The 18,652-nt window shown below is 71.7% G+C and carries 16 protein-coding genes; all 16 read right to left on the minus strand.

Annotated features, from left to right (window positions below):
* Positions 1-48: 48 nt before the first annotated feature.
* The 16 genes from ACFZB9_RS28290 to ACFZB9_RS28365 all read right to left on the minus strand — a co-directional run bounded on the left by ACFZB9_RS28290 (position 49) and on the right by ACFZB9_RS28365 (position 18,652).
* A complete protein-coding gene (locus ACFZB9_RS28290) occupies positions 49-720 on the minus strand; it encodes a DsbA family protein (protein ID WP_391451758.1) in 672 nt (223 codons plus the stop codon).
* A gap of 78 nt (positions 721-798) precedes the next feature.
* On the minus strand, positions 799-2,361 hold the full coding sequence (locus tag ACFZB9_RS28295; RefSeq protein ID WP_391451759.1) for an MDR family MFS transporter: 1,563 nt from the start codon (positions 2,359-2,361) through the stop codon (positions 799-801).
* A gap of 123 nt (positions 2,362-2,484) precedes the next feature.
* Positions 2,485-3,279, minus strand: a complete 795-nt coding sequence (locus ACFZB9_RS28300) for a 4'-phosphopantetheinyl transferase family protein (protein WP_391451760.1) — start codon at positions 3,277-3,279, stop codon at positions 2,485-2,487.
* Between the two features lie 11 nt (positions 3,280-3,290).
* Positions 3,291-4,274: a Gfo/Idh/MocA family protein gene (locus ACFZB9_RS28305; protein ID WP_391451761.1), complete on the minus strand. Its 984-nt coding sequence runs from the start codon at positions 4,272-4,274 to the stop codon at positions 3,291-3,293.
* Positions 4,271-5,695 (minus strand): NDP-hexose 2,3-dehydratase family protein, encoded by a 1,425-nt coding sequence (locus tag ACFZB9_RS28310; protein ID WP_391451763.1) that lies wholly within the window; start codon positions 5,693-5,695, stop codon positions 4,271-4,273. The genes ACFZB9_RS28305 and ACFZB9_RS28310 overlap by 4 nt, the downstream gene beginning before the upstream one ends.
* An 82-nt stretch (positions 5,696-5,777) precedes the next feature.
* Entirely contained in the window at positions 5,778-6,521 is a 744-nt protein-coding gene (locus ACFZB9_RS28315) for an NAD-dependent epimerase/dehydratase family protein (RefSeq protein ID WP_391451764.1), read from the minus strand.
* 39 nt (positions 6,522-6,560) lie between these two features.
* On the minus strand, positions 6,561-7,865 hold the full coding sequence (gene rfbH, locus ACFZB9_RS28320) for a lipopolysaccharide biosynthesis protein RfbH (protein WP_391451765.1): 1,305 nt from the start codon (positions 7,863-7,865) through the stop codon (positions 6,561-6,563).
* 2 nt (positions 7,866-7,867) lie between these two features.
* On the minus strand, positions 7,868-8,863 hold the full coding sequence (locus tag ACFZB9_RS28325) for an NAD-dependent epimerase/dehydratase family protein (RefSeq protein WP_391451766.1): 996 nt from the start codon (positions 8,861-8,863) through the stop codon (positions 7,868-7,870).
* Positions 8,850-9,836 (minus strand): dTDP-glucose 4,6-dehydratase, encoded by a 987-nt coding sequence (rfbB, locus tag ACFZB9_RS28330; protein ID WP_391451768.1) that lies wholly within the window; start codon positions 9,834-9,836, stop codon positions 8,850-8,852. The genes ACFZB9_RS28325 and rfbB overlap by 14 nt, the downstream gene beginning before the upstream one ends.
* A complete protein-coding gene (locus ACFZB9_RS28335) occupies positions 9,833-10,900 on the minus strand; it encodes a glucose-1-phosphate thymidylyltransferase (RefSeq protein WP_391451770.1) in 1,068 nt (355 codons plus the stop codon). Before ACFZB9_RS28335 ends, rfbB begins: the two co-directional genes overlap by 4 nt.
* Positions 10,901-10,982: 82 nt before the next feature.
* Positions 10,983-12,131 carry a nucleotide disphospho-sugar-binding domain-containing protein gene (locus ACFZB9_RS28340; protein WP_391451771.1) on the minus strand — a complete coding sequence of 383 codons (1,149 nt, stop codon included), beginning with the start codon at positions 12,129-12,131 and terminating at the stop codon, positions 10,983-10,985.
* Positions 12,132-12,161: 30 nt separating this feature from the next.
* Positions 12,162-12,734 (minus strand): dTDP-4-dehydrorhamnose 3,5-epimerase family protein, encoded by a 573-nt coding sequence (locus tag ACFZB9_RS28345; RefSeq protein WP_391451773.1) that lies wholly within the window; start codon positions 12,732-12,734, stop codon positions 12,162-12,164.
* 7 nt (positions 12,735-12,741) lie between these two features.
* Entirely contained in the window at positions 12,742-13,917 is a 1,176-nt protein-coding gene (locus ACFZB9_RS28350) for a nucleotide disphospho-sugar-binding domain-containing protein (RefSeq protein WP_391451775.1), read from the minus strand.
* A gap of 75 nt (positions 13,918-13,992) precedes the next feature.
* Complete coding sequence (locus ACFZB9_RS28355) at positions 13,993-15,312, minus strand: nucleotide disphospho-sugar-binding domain-containing protein (protein WP_391451777.1); 1,320 nt, start codon at positions 15,310-15,312, stop codon at positions 13,993-13,995.
* Positions 15,313-15,362: 50 nt separating this feature from the next.
* Positions 15,363-16,589, minus strand: a complete 1,227-nt coding sequence (locus ACFZB9_RS28360) for an MFS transporter (protein WP_391451779.1) — start codon at positions 16,587-16,589, stop codon at positions 15,363-15,365.
* Positions 16,589-18,652: an SDR family oxidoreductase gene (locus ACFZB9_RS28365; protein ID WP_391451781.1), complete on the minus strand. Its 2,064-nt coding sequence runs from the start codon at positions 18,650-18,652 to the stop codon at positions 16,589-16,591. Before ACFZB9_RS28365 ends, ACFZB9_RS28360 begins: the two co-directional genes overlap by 1 nt.

An 18,652-nucleotide genomic window follows, 5' to 3' on the forward strand; every position in this document is an offset into this window, starting at 1 on the left:
TTCGGCCGGTGCGGCAGTGGATGGTGATGGTCGGGCTGGTCGGGCTGGTCAGGAGGCGGGGGTGGCGCCCGCCGCGTTCGAGAGCGCCGCGAACAGCGCGCTCTCGGACTGGGATCCGGTCAGTGGCGGCAGGCCGTCGATGAAGAAGACCGGGACGGAGGTGATGCCGCGGCGGCGCACCTCGTCGAGGCGGGCGCGCAGCTCCTCGGCGCCGGGACCGGAGGTGGCGCCGGCCTCGGCTGTGTCCGCAGCCGCGGCCGTCCGGACGCCGGCCTCGGCCGCGAGCTCGGCGAGCGTGCCGGCGTCGCCGATGTGCAGTCCGTCGGTGAAGTGGGCGCGGAAGAGACGCTCCACCATCTGCTCGGCCCGGCCCTGGGCGGCGGCGCGGGCGATGAGCTGGTGCGCCTCGAACGTGCCGGTGGCCACGGCCCGTTCGTAGTGGAGGTCCAGGCCGTCCTGCTTCGCGCTCTCGGCGAGCTGGACGATCCCGGCCACGGCCTGGGGGCCGAAGGTGCGCTCCAGCACCTCCAGCAGCGGCGCCCCCACCGTCCCGGCGCCGGGGGCGAGTTCGAAGGGCAGGAAGTCCACCTCGACCTGCACGCCGGTGGCACGCAGCCGCTCGGCCGCGCGGGCGAAGCGGGTGTAGCCGAGGTAGGAGTGCACGCAGATCACGTCCAGGACGATCTCCGCACGCACGGTGGTGTGCCGCTGCTGCGTCATTGCTGCTGCCTTCCGGCTGGTAGTGGCTCGGACGGGGGACCGGTGGGGTGCCCGTCGGTCGGGTGCCCGTCGGGAGGGTCAGGCCTGTTCCGGTGCCGAGACGGCCAGTTCGGGGGCCTTGGCGCCGGGCGTCGGCGAACTCCGCAGCGGGGTCTCCTTGATGAACCACGCGGCCACGATCCCGGTTGCGGTGATCGCCGCGCTGACCAGGAAGACCAGGCTCATGCCGGAGGTGACCGCGTGCGCGTACACCGCGCGCACGGCCGGCGGCAGGCCGGTGACGTCCAACTGCGCAGACCCGGCCGGGATCCCCGATGCCGCCCCGGAGTGCGCGCTCAGGCTGCTCTGCACCCGCTGGGCGAAGAGCGAGCCCATCACCGCCACGCCGATCGAGCCGCCGACGGTGCGGGAGAGCGTCACGGTGGAGGAGGCGACGCCCATGTCCTTCATCTGGACGCTCTCCATCGCGATGAGCATGGCGGTCTGCATCAGGCAGCCCATACCGGCCCCGAACACCGCCATGTACGGCACCGACAGCAGCTTCGAGGTGCCGGCGTCCATCTGGGCCATCAGCACCAGGCCCAGCGGGAGCAGGATGCTGCCGGCGACGATGAACACCTTGTACCGGCCGGTCTTGGTGATGACCTGCCCCACGAGCAGGTTGACGCCCATCATGGCGCCGAACACGGGCAGCAGCAGCAGGCCGGAGCCGGTGGCCGAGGCCCCCTGGGCGGCCTGCTGGAACAGCGGCAGGAAGGTCATCCCGACGAACATCCCGATCCCGGCCAGGAAGCCGATCACGGTGCCCAGCGAGAAGTTCGCGCTGTGGAAGATCTGCAGCGGCAGCACCGGCTCGGCCGCCCGGCGCTCCACGAAGAGGAAGACGGCCCCCGACACCAGCGCCAGCGCGATCAGGCCGATGACCGTCGCGGAGTCCCAGGCGTAGCGGTGGCCGCCCCAACTGGTGACGAGCACGATCGTGGCGATGGCGACGGTCAGCAGTGCGGCGCCCAGGTAGTCGGCCCGCGCCTGGGAGCGCCGCTTCGGCAGGCGGATCCCCGTGATGACCATGACCAGGGCCAGGACGCTCAGCGGCAGGTTGAGGTAGAAGCCCCAGCGCCAGCCGAGATGGTCGGTGATCAGGCCGCCGGCCAGCGGACCGCCGACCATGGCCAGTCCCATCACACTGGAGAACAGGCCCTGGGCCTTCCCGCGCTCCCGGCTCGGGACCAGGTCGGCCATGATCGCGTAGGAGCCGACCATCAGACCGCCGCCGCCGAGCCCCTGCACGGCGCGGAAGCCGATGAGTTGACCCATGGACTGGGACGAACCGGCCAGCGCCGAACCGATCAGGAATACGACGATCGCGGCGACGAAAACACCTTTGCGACCGTACATGTCGCTCAGCTTGCCCCAGATGGGCGTCGAGGTGGCCGTCGCGAGCGAATAGGCCGTGACGACCCAGGAGAGATTCGCCAGGCCGCCCAGCTGGCGGACGATGGTCGGCATCGCGGCGGAGAGGATGAGATTGTCGAGCGTTGCCAGGAGCATCGCAATCAGCAGCGCGATCAGGGAAACCCAGAGACCGCGCGGTTGGGATAACGCTCCTTGGGGCTCCGCCGTGACATTGTCCTGGGACATCGCCCTCTCACCTTCCGTCAATCGGCAGCGCCGGCGCCAGGCGCTCAGCTGCCGATGGTGCTACGCCACGAGCTTAGCTGACGATATGTCACTCAAGCACATTGACACCTTAGTTGACCTCAATCATGCTGATCCGTCCGGTTCGTCGTCAAGGATTGCCCGATCGTCCCTTGGACCTAGGTCGTCCGATGGAGCGGCATCGTCCGTCGACGATCTGCCCACCTCGGCGGCCCAGTCGGGAAGCCTGCGAACCGCCACCGACGACGGCCTCGCGCCCCGGATCGCGGCGGCCGCCGCATGGCCCTCGCCGCACGGCACGTCCAGCAGGCTCCAGTTGCCCGGTGGGCGCGGTGCGCCCGGGCCGCCGTCGCCGAGGTACGTCTCGGACGTCCAGGGGCCGATCCCGCTGCCGACGCCCTTGAGGTAGGCCTCCTTGCGCGCCCACAGCCGCGCGAAGAACGCCGCCCGCTGCTCGCCGGGGCGAGCGTGCAACTCCGCCCGCTCGTACGGGTGCAGAGCCGGTTCGCAGAGTTCGACGCCGGCCGGCGCCGGCAGCCGCTGCACATCGACGCCGACCGGGGCGCCGGCCACGCCGATCAGGGCCAGGCCATGGCTGTGGGAGAGCGAGAAGTGCGTGGCCGGGTGCAGCCCGGCGAGCACCGGCCGACCGTGCGGACCGCCGCAGCGCGGGCAGTTGGCCCGGGCGAAGGCCACCTGCCCCGGAGGCACCCGCAGGTGCGCGCCCAGCAGCCGCCGCAGTGCGACGTGCGCGGCCACGTACAGATCGCGGTCGGCGGGCCGGCGGAAGGAGTCCGCGCGGCGCCGCTCGGCCTCGTCGAGTTCGTGGCGCGCGAGCGGCGCCGCGCGCCCCTGCGGCTGCGGCTGTGGGAGCAGCCAGAGATCCAGCCGCCCCCGCATCACCGGAGCGTTCATCCGGTTCCGGTCGCGGTCCCGGGTGAAGCGGCCCGGCGCACCTCGTCGAGCAGCGCCGCCTGCCGGAGCGTGTCCTGGGCCGGGGCCGCCTTGGCGCGCACGGCGGTGACGAACGCGGCGACCGTGGCCGCGACCTGGTCGCACGGGTCCAGCCGGATCTCCTCGCTGTCCAGGCCGCGGTGGAGCCCGATCACGGGGATGTGATCGGCAGGTGGGGTGAAGGCCCGATCGACGGTGATCCGGCCCTGGCTGCCCCACAGTTCGTACGCCGAGCGGTAGGCGTGGTCCATGCCGAAGGTGATCTGGGCGGCGACCCCACCGGGCGTCCGCAGCAGGGCGGCGCCGGCGGTCTCCACCACCCGCCCGCGCCCCACCGTGAGTTGGGCGCCGACGACCTCCAACGCGGGCCCCAGGAAGTGCAGGGCGGCGCGCAGCGGGTAGACGCCGATGTCCGCGAGTGCCCCGCCGCCGAGCTCGGCGGCGTACCGGATGTCGCCGTCCGGCGGTGCGGGGATCGCGAAGGCCCCGTGGAACGAGCGGAGTTCGCCGATCGCGCCGTCGGCGACCAGGCGCCGCACGGCCTCGTGCCGCTGGTGGTGGACGAACATGACGTTCTCCATCAGCGCCAGGCCCAGCTCCCCGGCCCGCTCCAGGAGTTGCCCGGTCCGCAGCCGGTCGGTACTGAGCGGCTTCTCCGCGAGGACGTGCTTGCCCGCGTCCAGGGCCGCCTCGACCCACTGGGCGTGCATCGAGGCCGGCAGCGGCACGTAGACGGCCTGCACCTGTTCCAGTTCGAGGAGTTCGGCGTATCCGTGCACGGGACGGCAGTCGAAGCGCCTCGCGACCTCCGCGGCCTTGCCGGGGTCACGGCTGGCCACGGCCACGATCTCGGTGTCGGGGCAGCTCTCGAAGGCGGGGAGCATCCGGCGGACCGCGATGTCCGCGCAGCCGATCACCCCGATCCGCGTCGGCCCGCTCATCGGGCCCTGACCCCGGCGGCCTCCAGGCAGGCCAGCAGGGTGCGGGCCTGGACGTTGAGGAAGTGGCCGTGCCGGACCAGCGAGGTGAGCTGCGCCGGGGTGACCCAGGCGTAGCCGGGCGGCGGGTCCAGCGGGGCGGTCTCCTCGTCGGCCTCGATGATCAGGTAGCGGCTCTCCGCGTTGAGGAAGCGGCCGCCCTCCTCCGAGTGCACGGCTTCGTAGCGGATCCGGTCCGCCGCGGTCGCCAGCACCTCGTCGAGGTAGCGCGGGCGGTCCTTCCCTTGCAGGTGGGCGTAGTTGGTGGGGGTGTACTGGACGGTGGGGCCCAGCTCGATGGTGTCCAGGAAGCCGCCCTCGACCCGGGCGTGCACCAGCAGGTGCGGGACGCCGGCGAACTTCCGGGTGAGGAAGGCGGCGACGCCCAGGCCGACCGGTTCGAACAGGGGCTGGGTCCAGCCGGTCACCTCGCGGTTGCCCGCCGTCACGGCCACGGCGACGACCTTGAAGTAGCGGCCGGCCTCGTGCTCGATCGTGCTCTCGCCGCGCTTCCAGCCGGGAACGGTGTCCAGCGGGACGCACTCGGCCCGCACGGCGTGCCGGGAGCGCTCGTTGGTGATCCAGGAGAGCAGCTCGATGTCCGACAGCAGCGCTCCCGTGCCGGTGTCCGGGTAGGGCAGGCAGGAGAGCACGGTCCGCGAGTCCATGTTGACGACGTTGTCCTCGCGCAGCAGTTCGTTGATCTGGCCGAGAGTGAGCCAGCAGAAGTCGTCCAGCAGCGGGACGTCGCCTTCCGCTTCGACCAGCATGTTGCGGTTGGACTTGCGGAAGAACCACGAGCCGTGCTCGGACTGGAGGACGTCCGCGATGACGCGGCCGCGGCCGGGGCCGACGAAGTACTCGATGTACTTGACGTCCCCGCCCTGGTGGGCCTTGGTGTAGTTGCTGCGGGTGGCCTGGACGGTGGGCGAGAGCTGGAGCAGGTTCGGGTTGCCCGGCTCCATCTTGGCCTGCATCAGGAAGTGCAGGACCCCGCCGAACTCCTTGACGAGGATGCCGAGGATCCCCACCTCGGGCTGCTTGATGATGGGCTGGTGCCACTGGGCGTACGGGCCGTCGCCGTACGGGCCGTCCTCCTCGGTGACCCGCAGGCCCTCGACGGTGAAGAACCGGCCGCTGCGGTGGACGAGATTGCCGGTGGACTCCTCGAACGACCAGCCGATCAGTTCGGCGAACGGGATGCGGTCCACCCGGAAGGTGTTGGCCCGGCCCCGCTCCGCCAGCCAGCCGCGGAAGTCCTCGGTGCGCAGCTGCGCGCCCTGGGCGGTGGTGGCCGACACGGCGATGCGGGCGGACAGGTTCCCGTCCTCGCGCGGCTGCACCGCGACGCCGGCGACGCTCGGGCGGTCGGGTTGGGACGGCATCAGAGAGCTCCCTGCTTCTGGGACGTGAGTTCGGAGGTCGGGTACGTCATGACCCTGCTCGCTTCTGTTGGACCGGCCGGGGTCATACCCGGGTTCCGGCGGTGAAGGTGTCGAGGATCCGGCGGTAGTAGTCGGGTCCGAAGCCCATCCGCTCGACCTGGGGCACGAGGGCGCGCAGCTTCTCGATCGAGATGTCGTGCTGGCGGCCCGCGTACTGGTACTGCCGATGTGCCGTCAGCCCGAGGCTGTGCTGGAGGTGGTCGACGATCCGCTCCACCGGGATGGCGACTCCCGAGGCCACGTTGACCGTCTCGGCCCGCAGGTCCAGCGCGAGCAGCCGGTCGACCACGGTGACCACGTCGGTGACGTCGATGAGGTCGCGGGCGGCGCCGCGCTGGATGCGGATCGTTCCCTCCCGCAGCTGGCGCAGCAGCGTCGGGAGCAGCTGGTGCTCCGGCTGGTCGGGTCCCACGAGATGGCCCAGCCGCAGGATCAGGTGGTCGGCACCGGTGTCGCGCAGCAGCTCTTCGAGTGCGAGCTTGTGCGCTCCGTAGGGCGTGCAGGGCGTCACCGGGCCGTCCTCCCGGCCGGGGCCCTCGGCCAGGCCGTACATCCCGGTGGCGGCGGTCGAGAAGAACAACAGCCGCAGGCCGTCGGCCGCACACCGGAGCGCGGTCCGCCGCAGCAGCACGGCCTCCCTGGCGAAGTCGGCGTCAGAGGTTCCGCTCGCCCAGGAGACGCCGGCCGCGAGGGCGACGGTGTCCGGATACCTGTCGGCCAGCGGACGCAGATTCCGCGCGAGGAATCCGGTTCCCACAATTTCCATACGCCGTCCTGTACTTCTGGGAGCCAGTGGCCCGGGTGGTCAGCTGTGCGCGGCCAGGAACTCCTTGATCGAGGAGGTCATGTAGTCGAGCATCTCGTCGGTGAGTCCCGGGTAGACGCCGATCCAGAAGGTCTGCTCGGTGATGATGTCGCTGTTGGCGAGGTCGCCGACGACGCGGTGCGGCTGGTCGATGTAGGCCGGGTGCCGGGTGAGGTTGCCGGCGAACAGCCGCCGGGTGCCGATCTTCCGCTCCTCCAGGAAGTCGACCAACTCGGCCCGCTCGAAGGTGGCCTGGGGATCGACGGTGATCACGAAGCCGAACCAGCTCGGATCCGAGCCGGGCGTCGCCTGCGGCAGCAGCAGGCCCGGCGCGCCGTCCAGGCCCTCGCGCAGCCGCCGCCAGTTGCGCCGGCGGGCGTCGATGAAACTGTCCAGCTTGGCGAGCTGGGTGAGCCCGAGCGCCGCCTGGATGTCGGTGGCCTTCAGGTTGTAACCGACGTGCGAGAAGATGTACTTGTGGTCGTACCCGGCCGGCAGGGTGCCCATCTGGTACTTGAAGCGCTTGAGGCACTTGTCGTTCTCGCCGGGCTCGCACCAGCAGTCCCGGCCCCAGTCACGCAGCGACTCGACGATGCGGGCCAGTGCCAGGTTCGAGGTGAGGACGCAGCCTCCCTCGCCCATGGTGAGGTGGTGCGCGGGGTAGAAGCTGACGGTGGTCATGTCGCCGAAGGTACCGGTGAGTTGGCCGTTGTAGGTGGAGCCGACCGCGTCGCAGTTGTCCTCGATGAGGAACAGGTCGTGGTCGGTGGCGAGTTGGGCGATCTCGGCGACCTCGAAGGGGTTGCCGAGGGCGTGCGCGAGGATGATCGCGCGGGTCCTGGGGCCGATCGCCTGCGCGACCCGCTCGGCGGTCGCGTTGTAGGTGGTCAGGTCGACGTCCACGAAGACCGGGATCAGGCCGTTCTGCAGGATCGGGTTGACGGTGGTCGGGAACCCCGCGGCGACGGTGATCACCTCGTCGCCGGGCTTCAGCCGCCGGTCCTCCAGCAGGTGCGAGGTCAGCGCCGAGACGGCCAGCAGGTTCGCCGACGACCCCGAGTTGGTCAGGTGGGCCTTGCGCCGCTTGAGCCTGCGGGCAAAGGACGACTCGAACTTGCGCGAGCTGCGACCCGCGGCGATGCGCATCGTCAGGGCGGCCTCCACCAGGGCCACCCGGTCCTCCTCGTCCAGTACCGCGCCGGACGGCCAGATCTCGGTGGTGCCGGGCACGAACTCCCCGCTGGGCGCCGTCTCCTGGTGGTAGCGGCGGACCTCGTCCAGTACGAGTTCCTTGCGGTCGCTCATCGTCAGTTCCTTCGGTCGAGTGGCGGCGTTGCGGCTTCGAGCAGGTGGAGCAGTGAAGCGTCGAGAGTGCGCCGCGGTTGCCAGCCCAGGAGCTTGCGCGCCCGGGAGACATCCATCTGCTGCCACTCCACGTCGGCGCGGGCCGGCGCCTGGTCGCCGATGTCGACCACCGGGACCTCCAGGCCGCTGAGCGTGATCATCCGCTCGATCAGGCCGCCCATCGGGACGGCCTCGCCCCGGCCGATGTTGATCACCTGGCCCGGGACGTCCGCTCCCGGCGCGGTGGCCGCGGCCACGATGGCGTCCACGGCGTCGCGCACGTCCACGACGTCCCGGCGCGCGCGCAGCGGTGGCAGCCGGAGTTCGGCCGGCCGCTCTCCCCGGGCGTGGGCGAGCGCGGCCTCGCCGAGGTGCGCGGCGACCATGCCGAAGAGGCTGCCCCGGGGGGCGCCGGCGCCGATGGCGTTGGCGAGCCGGAGCACCACCACGTCCACGCCCTGGTCCTGAGCGGCCCGCAGGGCCGCCTCGGTGCCGAGGAGCTTGGTGCGCCCGTACGGCGTGACGGGAGCCGGCGGCTGGTCCTCCGTGGTGCCGAAGCCCGGCGTGCCGGCCCCGTACTCGTGGATGGTGCCGAGCTGGATCAGCCGTGCGGGGCGGGGCAGCGCGGCCAGTGCGTCGGTGACCCGGCGGACCAGTTCGCCGTTGCCCGCGGCCATCTCGGCCTCGTCGGCCCGCCAGACCCGGCCGGCCGCGTTGACCACCACATCGGCTCGGAGCGAGCCGAGGAGTCCGGCGATCTCCTGCGGGCGGGCCGCCAGCAGGTCCAGCCGCAGCGAGCGGACGTCCGCCGCCGGGTCCTGGGCCGCGCTGCGGGACACCAGGTGCACCCGGGCCCCGGTCGCGCCGAACGCCGCGCTGATGTGGGGGCCCAGATAGCCGGTGCCGCCCAGGACCACGACCGAGAGCCCGGCCGCTGCCCCGTCGTCAGTTCGCGCCACGGCCCGCTCCGTACTTGACGGACTTCCACCAGTCGGGGTTGTCCTGGTACCAGGCCACCGTGGCGGCCAGGCCGTCCTCGAAGTCGATCCTCGGGGCGTAGCCCAGCTCCTCGCGGATCTTGGTGTCGTCGATCGAGTAGCGCAGGTCGTGCGCCTTGCGGTCGGCGACGTGGCGGAGCATCTCGGGGCCCGCACCGTGCAGTTCGAGCAGGCGCTCGGTGATGGCGAGGTTGGTCCGCTCGTTGCCGCCGCCGACGTTGTAGATCTCGCCGACGCGGCCGTGGTCGAGCACCAGGTGGATGGCGCGGCAGTGGTCGTCCACGTGCAGCCACTCGCGGATGTTCTGGCCGCTGCCGTACAGCGGGACCTGCTTGCCCTCCAGGAGGTTCGTGATGAACAGCGGGAAGAGCTTCTCGGGGTGCTGGTACGGCCCGTAGTTGTTGGAGCAGCGCGTGACGGAGAGGTTGACCCCGTGCGTGCGCCAGTAGGCCCGGGCGACCAGGTCGGAGCACGCCTTCGAGGCCGCGTACGGGGAGTTGGGCTCCAGCGGCCGCTCCTCGGTCCAGGAGCCCTCGGCGATCGAGCCGTACACCTCGTCGGTGGAGACGTGCACGACCCGCTCGACGCCGCTGTCCTTGACGGCGTCGAGCAGCGTCTGGGTGCCCAGCACGTTCGTCCGGAAGAACTCGCCCGGGCCCTGAAGCGACCGGTCCACGTGGGACTCGGCGGCGAAGTGGACGACGGCGTCGTGACCCGGCATCAGGTCGCGCAGCAGATCGCGGTCGCAGATGTCGCCGCGGACGAACACCAGGCGCGGGTGCGAGGCGGGCAGGTTCTCGCGGTTGCCCGCGTAGGTCAGCTTGTCCAGGGCCGTGACCTGGGCGTCCTCCCAGCCCGCGTACGCGTTCGCGAGCAGGCTGCGGACGAAGTGCGAGCCGATGAAGCCGGCTGCTCCGGTGACCAGGATCCTCATGCCGAAACCTCCACTCGGGTGTGGTCTCCGATGACCAGGCGGTAGTGGTCGGCACCACGGTCGGTGGTGCCGACGGAGGCGGAGCGCCCGAGGAGGGAGCTGCGCAGGCCGCGGACGCCGTCGACCGAGGCACCGTCCAGGGCGATGGAGTCCTCCAGTTGACTCCCGGTCACCAGGCAGTCGCGGCCGATGGCGGTGTGCGGGCCCACGTCGCTGTTCTCGACGACCGTCCCGGCGCCGATGATCACCGGGCCCTCGATGCGTGAGCGCACGATGCGCGCCCCCCGCTCGATGACCACCGCGCCGGTCAGCACGCTGGTGGCGTCGACCTCGCCCTCGATGGAGGGCCGCAGCTCCGCGAGCATGTGGCGGTTGCACGCCAGCACGTCCTCGACGTTGCCGGTGTCCTTCCAGTACCCGTCGTACCGGCTGGCCCGCACCTCGGCGCCCGAGGTGACCAGCCACTGGATGGCGTCGGTGATCTCCAGCTCGCCGCGGGCGCTGGGCTCGATCGAGGCCACCGCCCGGTGGATGGCCGGGGTGAAGAAGTACACGCCGATCAGGGCCAGGTCGCTGCGCGGGTGGGCCGGCTTCTCGACCAGGCGCAGCACCTCGCCGCTCGGCCCCAGCTCGGCGACGCCGAAGGAGCGCGGGTCCTGGACCTTGCACACCACGACCTGGGCCGCCGGGCGCTGCGCGGTGAACTCCTCGGCGATGCCGACGATGCCCTCGGGCAGCATGTTGTCGCCGAGGTACATCACGAAGTCCTCGTCGCCGAGGAAGTCCCGGGCGATGGCGACGGTGTGGGCCAGGCCGTGCGGCGCGGCCTGCGGAATGTAGGTGAGGCGCACGCCGAACCGGGAGCCGTCGCCGAGCACGGCGGAGATCTCGGAGGCGCGGTTGCCGACGATGACGCCGATCTCGGTCACGCCCAGGTCCCGGATGTTCTTCAGAACGTGTTCCAGTACCGGGGTGTTGGCGATGGGTATGAGCTGCTTGGGCATGGAGTAGCTGAAAGGTCGCAGGCGGGTGCCCGACCCGCCCGACAACACCAGAGCCTTCATCAGAGGTCCTCTCGACTCATGTTCCTGCCTTGCCTTTCCGGTGCGGGACGGCTTTCCCCGCACGGCGTCGTACGGCAGTTGCTCAGCCGCTCACCAGCTCCTCCAGTGCGGCCACGACCGACGCGGGCCGGGGCATCTCGGAGATCTCCGTGGAGAGCTCCTGCGCGCGCTTGCGGTAGCCGGGTTGTGCCAGCAGGTCCTGGCAGGCCGCCGAGATGCCCTCGGCCGAGTCCTGGCCCGGCAGCAGCGTGATCGCGGCTCCGTAGTCGGCGATGCGGCGGGCCGGGGTCTCCAGCACGGCTCCCTTGGGGATGAGCAGTTGGGGCACGCCGGCGTTGAGTCCGGTCAGGGTGCTGACGCCGCCGGCGTGGTGGACCAGCAGGTCGCAGGTGGTCGCGACGACGTCCAGCGGAATCCAGCCCGCCCGCAGGCCGGCGTCCGGCAGTTCGGTGCGCAGGGCGGCGGCCACCTCCTCGGGCGCCGCGACGATCAGTTCGACGTCCCAGGCGGCGAGGTCGCCCGCGAGGTCGCGCAGGAACTCGTAGTTCTTGTCGTAGCTCTCCTTGGCGACCCGGCTGCCCGAGGTCACGCACACCCGGCGCCGCTTGCCCCGGGTGTACATCCAGGGTTCGAGCCGGCGCTGCTTGTTCGCGGGGATGTACCGCATCATCTGGGCCGGGGCGGCGTGCGCGGGACGCAGGCTCGGCGGGCAGATGTCGATGAACAGGTCCGGCTCCGGCAGCCGTTCCAGGCCGAGTTCCGCCAGCTCCGGCCGCAGCTCGGCGTCGGCGCCGGGGTGGATGCCGTCGGCGTCGATGGCGTCCCAGGCCTGCCGCACGTGCGGGACGCCGAGGTGGGCCGCGAGCAGCGGTGCGACGTAGGACATCGTGCCGCCGACCACGAGGTCGGGACGCCAGTGGCGGGTCAGCTCCAGCATGCCCGCCAGGCTCGCGGCGGCCATCCGCGCGAACCAGCGGCCGGTGAAGAGCGCCTGTCCGGCCGGGTCGGCGGGAATCGCCTCGGGATCGCCGTTGCGGTCGGTGGTGATGAAATGCCGGATCGGCAGCTCGGTGGTCGGGAGTCCGGGGAGGCCGGCTTCCACGACAACCGGCATCATGTCCGCGTTCGCGGCCATGAAAACCTGGTGCCCGGCGTTGCGTGCGGCGGTGGCCAGGGGGGCCAGGGCGAATACCGTCGCCGGACTTCCAGCGGCGACGAAAAGAATCTTCAAGGTCTCTCCTTGTCAGGTGGCGCCACCGGCTCAGACCACGCTGAACTCGGGCAACAGGCCGGCCGCCACGGCCTGGGCCACGGTGGGGGCCCGCAGATCCTTCGCCGAGATCACGGGTTCCTCCGGACACTCCCAGGGCAGGTCGAGGAAGGGATCCAGCGGATTGATGTCGATCTGCGTTCCCGGCACATAGGCACTGGAGACGACGTAGCAGATGCAGGCGTCGTCGGTGAGCGCGAGGAATCCGTGGCCGACGCCCTCGGGAAGGTAGAGGGAGCGGCCCTCGGCGGCGTCCAGTTCGGTCACCTGGTGCTTGCCGAAGGTGGGCGAGCCGACGCGCAGGTCGACGACGATGTCGCGCAGCACCCCCCGGACACAGGTGATGAGTTTCACCTGCCCCGGCGGGATGGTCACGCTGTGGATACCGCGCAAGGTGTGGCGTTTCGACACCGAGTAGTTGATCTGCTCGGCCCGGAAGGGGATTCCGGTGGCCTTCTCCAATTCGTCGCGCCGGACCGACTCGTAGAAGGTGCCACGTTCATCGGGGATATGGTTCGGTGTGATCAGAAATGTGCCGGGGATGGTCATTTCCTCGATGTGCACGACTTGCTCACCTCATTTGTTCCAGGGCCAGTTGTTCCAGGTCCAGCGCGACCTGGGCGGGCGAAGGCATCCGGCGGATCTCGTCGGCCAGTTCGCGCGCCGCCGCGCGGTACCCGGGGTCGGACAGCAGTTCCTCCAGCGCCGCACCCACCACCCGGGGGTCGTCCTGCTGGTCGGCCTCCTGGTAGGTGAGACCGACACCGACCGCGGTGAGCCGGTCGCCCATGGCGAAGTGGTCGGTCAGCTGGGGCAGCGTGAGCTGCGGCAGCCCGAAGTAGCTGCCGGACATCGCGGTGCCGGAGCCGCCGTGGTGCACCATCACGTCGCAGCTGCCGAGCAGCAGTTGCAGCGGCAGCGGGTCGATCATGCGCACCTGGGCGGGCACCGCACCGATCAGCGCCCGGTGCTCCGCGCCGACCGTGGCGACGATCTCCGTGTCGGGGACCGCCGCGAGTGCGTGCAGCAGCCGGCGGGTGAACGGCGCGCCGTTCAGTTCCAGGGTGTTGCCGAGGGAGACGGCCACCCGCCGCGGCCCGCCCGGCGCCCGCCGCTCCCACAGCCAGGAGGGCTGCTGGCCGCTGCCGCTGAACGGCAGGTACCGGATCGGCGCGCCCTGCTCGACGCCCGGCACCTGGAGGCTGGGCGGGCACGGGTCGAGCAGCAGGGCGGGGTCGGGCAGGGCGGGCACGCCGAGGCTGTCGCACAGCTCCTGGAGGTCCGGGCGGATCGACCGGCGGGCCACCCCCGAGATCTCGTCGACGCTCCAACGGTGGTGGACCACCGGGACCTCCAGCACCGCGCCCATGATCAGGGAGCAGTACTCCAGCGGGTCGGCGATGATCAGGTCCGGGCGGTACGCCTCGGCGTATTCGAGATACCGGGCGAACACGGCCTTCGCGTGGTACATCCAGAGCCGGCCGTAGCCGCCGAGCACCTCCGCGGCAGGGCGCGGCCGCACCTGGAGCGGCCGCTGCTCCTGCCCCAGACCGTCGAGCAGCATGTCGTCACAGTTGAAGAGCTCCCCGATGGTCACCGTGGTCTGGCCGCCGGCCCGCACCGAGCGCAGCACGTCCGGCTGGCCGAGCACCATCACCTCGTGGCCCGAGGACCGCAGGGCCCAGGCCAGCGGGACCAGTGGCAGGAAGTGGTTCGCGATCGGGGTGGAGACGATGAGTACACGCATGGCAGGGAGTCCTCTCGACGCGGAAGTGCCGCGTCATGCCGGCACGTCGGTCCCGTGTGGTGGCAGGGAGTCGGCTCAGCCGCGGTGCTGCTCGGCCAGCCGCTCCAGGACCGGGACGATGTCCTTCGGGGCCGGGGCGGAGAGCATGTCCTCGTACAGGCCGCGGGCCCCGGCCTGGAAGGAGGGCTCCTCGATCAGCCGGACCAGCTGCTTGGCGATGTCGGCCACGTCCAGCCCCTCCGGCTCGACCACCAGCCCGGCACCCCGCTCGACCACGTAGCGGGCCGTGACCATCTCGTCCCACATCGGCAGCGGCACCACGAGCTGCGGCACCTTGAACGCCACGGCCGAGGCGAAGGTGCCGCCGCCGCCGTGGTGGATGACCGCCGCGCTGGTCGGCAGCACCTGGTTGAGCGGGATGTACTCCATGGTGCGGACGTTCTTCGGAATCGGTCCCACGGTGGCCAGTTGGTCGCTGTTCAGGGTGGCGACCAGCTCCAGGTCCAGCTCGGCCACCGAGTCGAAGAGCTCGCGCATCGGGAAGCCGCTGTACTTGCCGAAGATGTTGCGGCGGCTCATGCCCAGGGTCAGCACCGCACGGGGCCGCTCCGGGCGCGAGTGCAGCCAGGACGGGAACTCGGCCGCCCCCGTGTACGGGACGCGGCGGACCGGGACGTAGGTCAGGTCGAGCGGCTGGCGCATCCGGGACTGGGTCAGGTCCAGGCTGAACTGGCCCAGCAGCATCTCCGCGCTGAACTCCAGACCGTGGGCCTCAAGGATCGGGCGCATCCACGCCTCCAGCGGATCCTCGGTCAGCCACAGCCGTGGGTCCTCGCCCGGCTGCTGCGGGATCGGGTCGGCCAGTTCCGCCCGCGTCCGGGAGTGGATCACGCCGATGTTGTCCGTGCCCCACAGGAGACGGGCGTGCGCGGCACCGCAGGCCTTCGCGGCGATCGGGGCGGGCAGCACCAGCGGGTCCCACAGCACCAGGTCGGGGCGCCAGGCGCGGGCGAACTCCACCAGGTTGTCGACGATGGGACGGCGGCCGTCCTCCGTGAGCTTGGTGGGATAGTGCAGGTTGAGCATCCCCGCGACGAACCACCGGGCCAGGCGCCAGGTGTCCGGGTTCTCGTCCAGCGGGTCGAACGCCAGGGTGGGACGGTCCGGCTTGATCTCGCTGGTGTGGCGGCCCAGCGCGTCGGGCAGCTCCTCCTTGCGGCCGAGCGACAGCGCGGTGAGGCCGGCCTTGGTGATGTTCTTGATCACGTCCGGGTCGACCACACCCTCGTGGGCCGCCACGACGACCTCGTGCCCGGCGGCCTGCAGCGCCCACGCGAGCGGGACGACCGGATAGAGGTGGGCCGATGCCGGGAAGACGGTGAACAGGACACGCATCGATGAGCTCCATTCGTACGGTCGGCCGGGTCCGGCCGGTGGAGGGTGGATCAGGAGGCGGCGGGGCGCCGGCGTCGTACTCCGGTGAGCGCGACGAGCGAGCCGGCGGCGCCGACGGCGGTGATGAGCAGGAGCGCGGGCCGGTACCCGCCGTGACCACCGATCAGCGCGGCGACCGCCGGCAGCACCAGCACGGCGCCGAGTTGGACGGCGGTCTGGTAGAGCGGCACGGCCAGCCGCTTCTCCGCGGCCGGGATCGCGGAGGTGGCCTGCATGTTGAGGGCCGCGAAGGAGAGGACGAAGCCCGCGCCGACGAGCAGCATGGTCGGCAGGACGCCGGTGGGATACGAACGCGGCGTGCCCTGCCAGAGGTAGAGGGCGTCGCCGAGGGTCGCCGAGAGGGCGCCGGCCACGATCAGCCGGTCCGTGCCGAGGCGTCCCACCAGCCGCCCCGCGAAGGGCAGCGAGAGTGCGAGCGGCACGCAGGCCGGCAGGTAGGCCAGCGCCGTCTGCCAGGAGTTCCAGCCCAGTTGGGCGTGCAGCTGGAAGGTGACCAGGAGCAGCAGGCCGAGGTAGGCGCCGTTGAGCGAGGCCGCACAGAGCGCGGAGCGCAGCAGCGGGCCGTTGCGCAACAGCGCCGCCTTCACCCGCGGCGCGCTGCCGGTGGCGTGCTGGTCGCCGGGGACGAGCCGCAGACCGAAGACCAGCAGCACCAGCGCCACCGGCGCGGAGCAGACGACGCTCCAGCGCCAGCTCAGCTCGGTGAGCAGCCCGGAGCAGAGCAGGCCCGCGGTGAAGCCGACCGCTCCGAAGAGCGAGTAGACCGACACGGCCCGGCGCTGTTCGGGCCCCTCCCGGAAGGTGGTGCTGATGATCGCCAGCCCGGTCGGGGCGGTCAGCGCGGCGCACATCCCCTTGACCACCCGGGTGAGGATCAGCAGCGCGCCCTGGTCGGCGAGTCCGCCGAGCAGTGAGGCCGCCACGAAGACGACCAGGGCCGCGAGGTAGACCCGGCGCCGGCCCCAGCGGGCGGTGATGGCGGGGCCGAGCAGCAGCAGCGCGGCGAAGCCGAGCGCGAAGCCGCTCATCACCCACTGGGTGTTCCACAGCGACAGGCCGAGGTCGTCCTTGACGGCCGGCATCGCGACCAGCAGCACCGACACCTCCAGGGCGTCGATGAGCATGTTGCCGGCCAGCACGAACAGCAGGGCCCGTTGCCTGCGGCTGCGGCCCGCGCCGGCCGTGGTGGTGGCGGGATCGACGGGGAGCGTGGTCATCAGCCGAGCAGCGTGCCGCCGCTGGCGTCGAGGTAGGAGCCGGTGATCCAGCGGGCGTCACCGCCGGCCAGGAAGGCCACCACATCGGCGACGTCGGAGGTCTGCGCGACCCGGTTGAACACCGACAGCTGCGCCATCTGCGCCACGGCCTGCGGGTTGTCGAAGATCGGGGTGCCGTTGTCGGTGATGCCGGGGCCCACGCTGTTCACGGTGATGTTGCGCGGGCCCAGGTACTTGGCGAAGTGCAGCGTGAGCTGGTCGATGGCGCCCTTGGTCATCGCGTACGCCACCTCCTGCGGGTTCGCCACGCGGGTCAGTCCGGAGGAGATGTTGATGATGCGGCCGCCGTCCGGGATGAGGCTCAGCGCCCGCTGGACGATGAAGAACGGCGCCCTGGCGTTGACGGCGAAGAGCCGGTCGAACTGCTCGGGGGTGACGTCCTCGGGGGCGACCCCGCCCATGACCCCGGCGTTGTTCACCAGGATGTCGAGCGTGGTCCGCCCGGTGCGCTCCTTCAGGCCCCGCTCCACGGCCAGGAAGAGCTCGTGGACATCGCCGGGGACGCCCAGCTCGGCCTGCACGGCGAAGGCCCGGCCGCCGTCCTTCTCGATCGTCGCCACGGTCTCGTCGGCGGCCTGCTTGTTGTGCGAGCAGTGCACCGCGACCAGCGCACCCTCGCGTGCCAGCCGCACCGCGGTCGCCCGTCCGATGCCTCGGCTGGAGCCGGTGACGAGCGCGGTCCTGCCGGTGAGCTTGCCCATGGTGGTGGTCCTCCTGTGCGTGGTCCGTTGACGGTCGGCGTGGGGCCGGGCGGAGCCGGGACGGTCGGCGTGGGGTTGGCCGGCGTGGGGTTGGCCGGCGTGGGGTTGGCCGGCGTGGGGCCGGGCGGAGCCGGGACGGTCGGAGCGGGGGCGGTCGAGTCCGGCGATCGTGGCGGCGAGGTGGCGGCGGGCCGCGCCGGTCGCCAGCAGCTCCCTGAAAACCGTTCGCAGCGCGTCCATCTCGGGGCCTGCGAACATCAGCTGGGCCTGCGCCTCGATGGTGCCGAGCACGCGTGCGCCCACCGGATGACGCTCGGCGTGGTAGGTGTCGAGCAGGTCCTCGGCCGCGCGCCCCGTGGTGTGCGCCGCGAGCTTCCAGCCGAGGTCGGCCGCGTCCTGGAGCCCGAGGTTGAGCGCCTGCCCGCCGACCGGCAGTTGGACGTGGGCGGCGTCCCCGGCCAGGAACACCCGGCCCTGTCGGTAGCGGGTGACCTGTTGGCGGGCGTTGTGGAAGGCGTTGACCCAGACCGGTTCGGCACCGCTGATGTCCTCGCCGGTGACGCGCGCCCAGACCCGGCCGACCTCCGCGAAGTCCACCGGCGGCCCGCCCGGTTCGGGGGCCCGGCCGAACTCGTGCACCATGACGCGGGTGATGCCGTTCGGCCCCCGGCGGGCGTTGGCCACCCCCTTCGCGTTCCGTTCGAAGCGGCGGTCGGGTATCTCGATCCCCGCGAGGTCCGCGCGGAGCAGCTCCTTGGTGGGGCGGTCGCCGACGAGGTCGAAGCCGGCCAGCCGCCGCACCGTGCTCCGCTCGCCGTCGCAGCCCACCAGGTACGCGGCGCTCAGCCGCTGCCGCACACCGCCCGGCCCGGTGGCCGCGACGAGCACCCGGTCGGCTCCCGCGGCCAGACCCGTCACGGTGTGCCCGCGCCGGACCTCGGCCCCGAGCCCGGTGGCCCACGCCTGGAGCACCGCCTCGATCAGGGTCTGCGGCGCCTTCCACTGCCCGGCGAAGGGACTGGGGCCCGCGGCGGTCAGGTCGAGCGGGATGCCGCCGAAGTGGCCGGGGCCGGCGTCCGGCGGCGGTCCCAGCCGGTCGAGCAGGCCCCGGTCGTGGAGGATCTCCATCGTCCGGGCGTGCAGGACCGAGGCACGGGACTCGGTGGTGGGCGAGGCCAGCTGTTCCAGGACGATCACTCGCGCGCCGCCGGTGCGCAGCTCCCCGGCGAGCAGCAGTCCGACCGGGCCGGCGCCCACCACGATCACATCGGTGTCCAGCACACCGTTGCTCTGGTCGCCCAC

This window comes from Kitasatospora sp. NPDC008050 (genome assembly GCF_042957465.1).
Lineage (GTDB): Bacteria > Actinomycetota > Actinomycetes > Streptomycetales > Streptomycetaceae > Kitasatospora.

What these genes read in the sequence shown, in the direction of transcription:
- ACFZB9_RS28290 (WP_391451758.1), bottom strand. Translation starts at nt 720, where the DNA reads ATGACGCAGCAGCGGCACACCACCGTGCGTGCGGAGATCGTCCTGGAC.
- ACFZB9_RS28295 (WP_391451759.1), bottom strand. Translation starts at nt 2,361, where the DNA reads ATGTCCCAGGACAATGTCACGGCGGAGCCCCAAGGAGCGTTATCCCAA.
- ACFZB9_RS28300 (WP_391451760.1), bottom strand. Translation starts at nt 3,279, where the DNA reads ATGCGGGGGCGGCTGGATCTCTGGCTGCTCCCACAGCCGCAGCCGCAG.
- ACFZB9_RS28305 (WP_391451761.1), bottom strand. Translation starts at nt 4,274, where the DNA reads ATGAGCGGGCCGACGCGGATCGGGGTGATCGGCTGCGCGGACATCGCG.
- ACFZB9_RS28310 (WP_391451763.1), bottom strand. Translation starts at nt 5,695, where the DNA reads ATGCCGTCCCAACCCGACCGCCCGAGCGTCGCCGGCGTCGCGGTGCAG.
- ACFZB9_RS28315 (WP_391451764.1), bottom strand. Translation starts at nt 6,521, where the DNA reads ATGGAAATTGTGGGAACCGGATTCCTCGCGCGGAATCTGCGTCCGCTG.
- rfbH (WP_391451765.1), bottom strand. Translation starts at nt 7,865, where the DNA reads ATGAGCGACCGCAAGGAACTCGTACTGGACGAGGTCCGCCGCTACCAC.
- rfbB (WP_391451768.1), bottom strand. Translation starts at nt 9,836, where the DNA reads ATGAGGATCCTGGTCACCGGAGCAGCCGGCTTCATCGGCTCGCACTTC.
- ACFZB9_RS28335 (WP_391451770.1), bottom strand. Translation starts at nt 10,900, where the DNA reads ATGAAGGCTCTGGTGTTGTCGGGCGGGTCGGGCACCCGCCTGCGACCT.
- ACFZB9_RS28350 (WP_391451775.1), bottom strand. Translation starts at nt 13,917, where the DNA reads ATGCGTGTACTCATCGTCTCCACCCCGATCGCGAACCACTTCCTGCCA.
- ACFZB9_RS28355 (WP_391451777.1), bottom strand. Translation starts at nt 15,312, where the DNA reads ATGCGTGTCCTGTTCACCGTCTTCCCGGCATCGGCCCACCTCTATCCG.
- ACFZB9_RS28360 (WP_391451779.1), bottom strand. Translation starts at nt 16,589, where the DNA reads ATGACCACGCTCCCCGTCGATCCCGCCACCACCACGGCCGGCGCGGGC.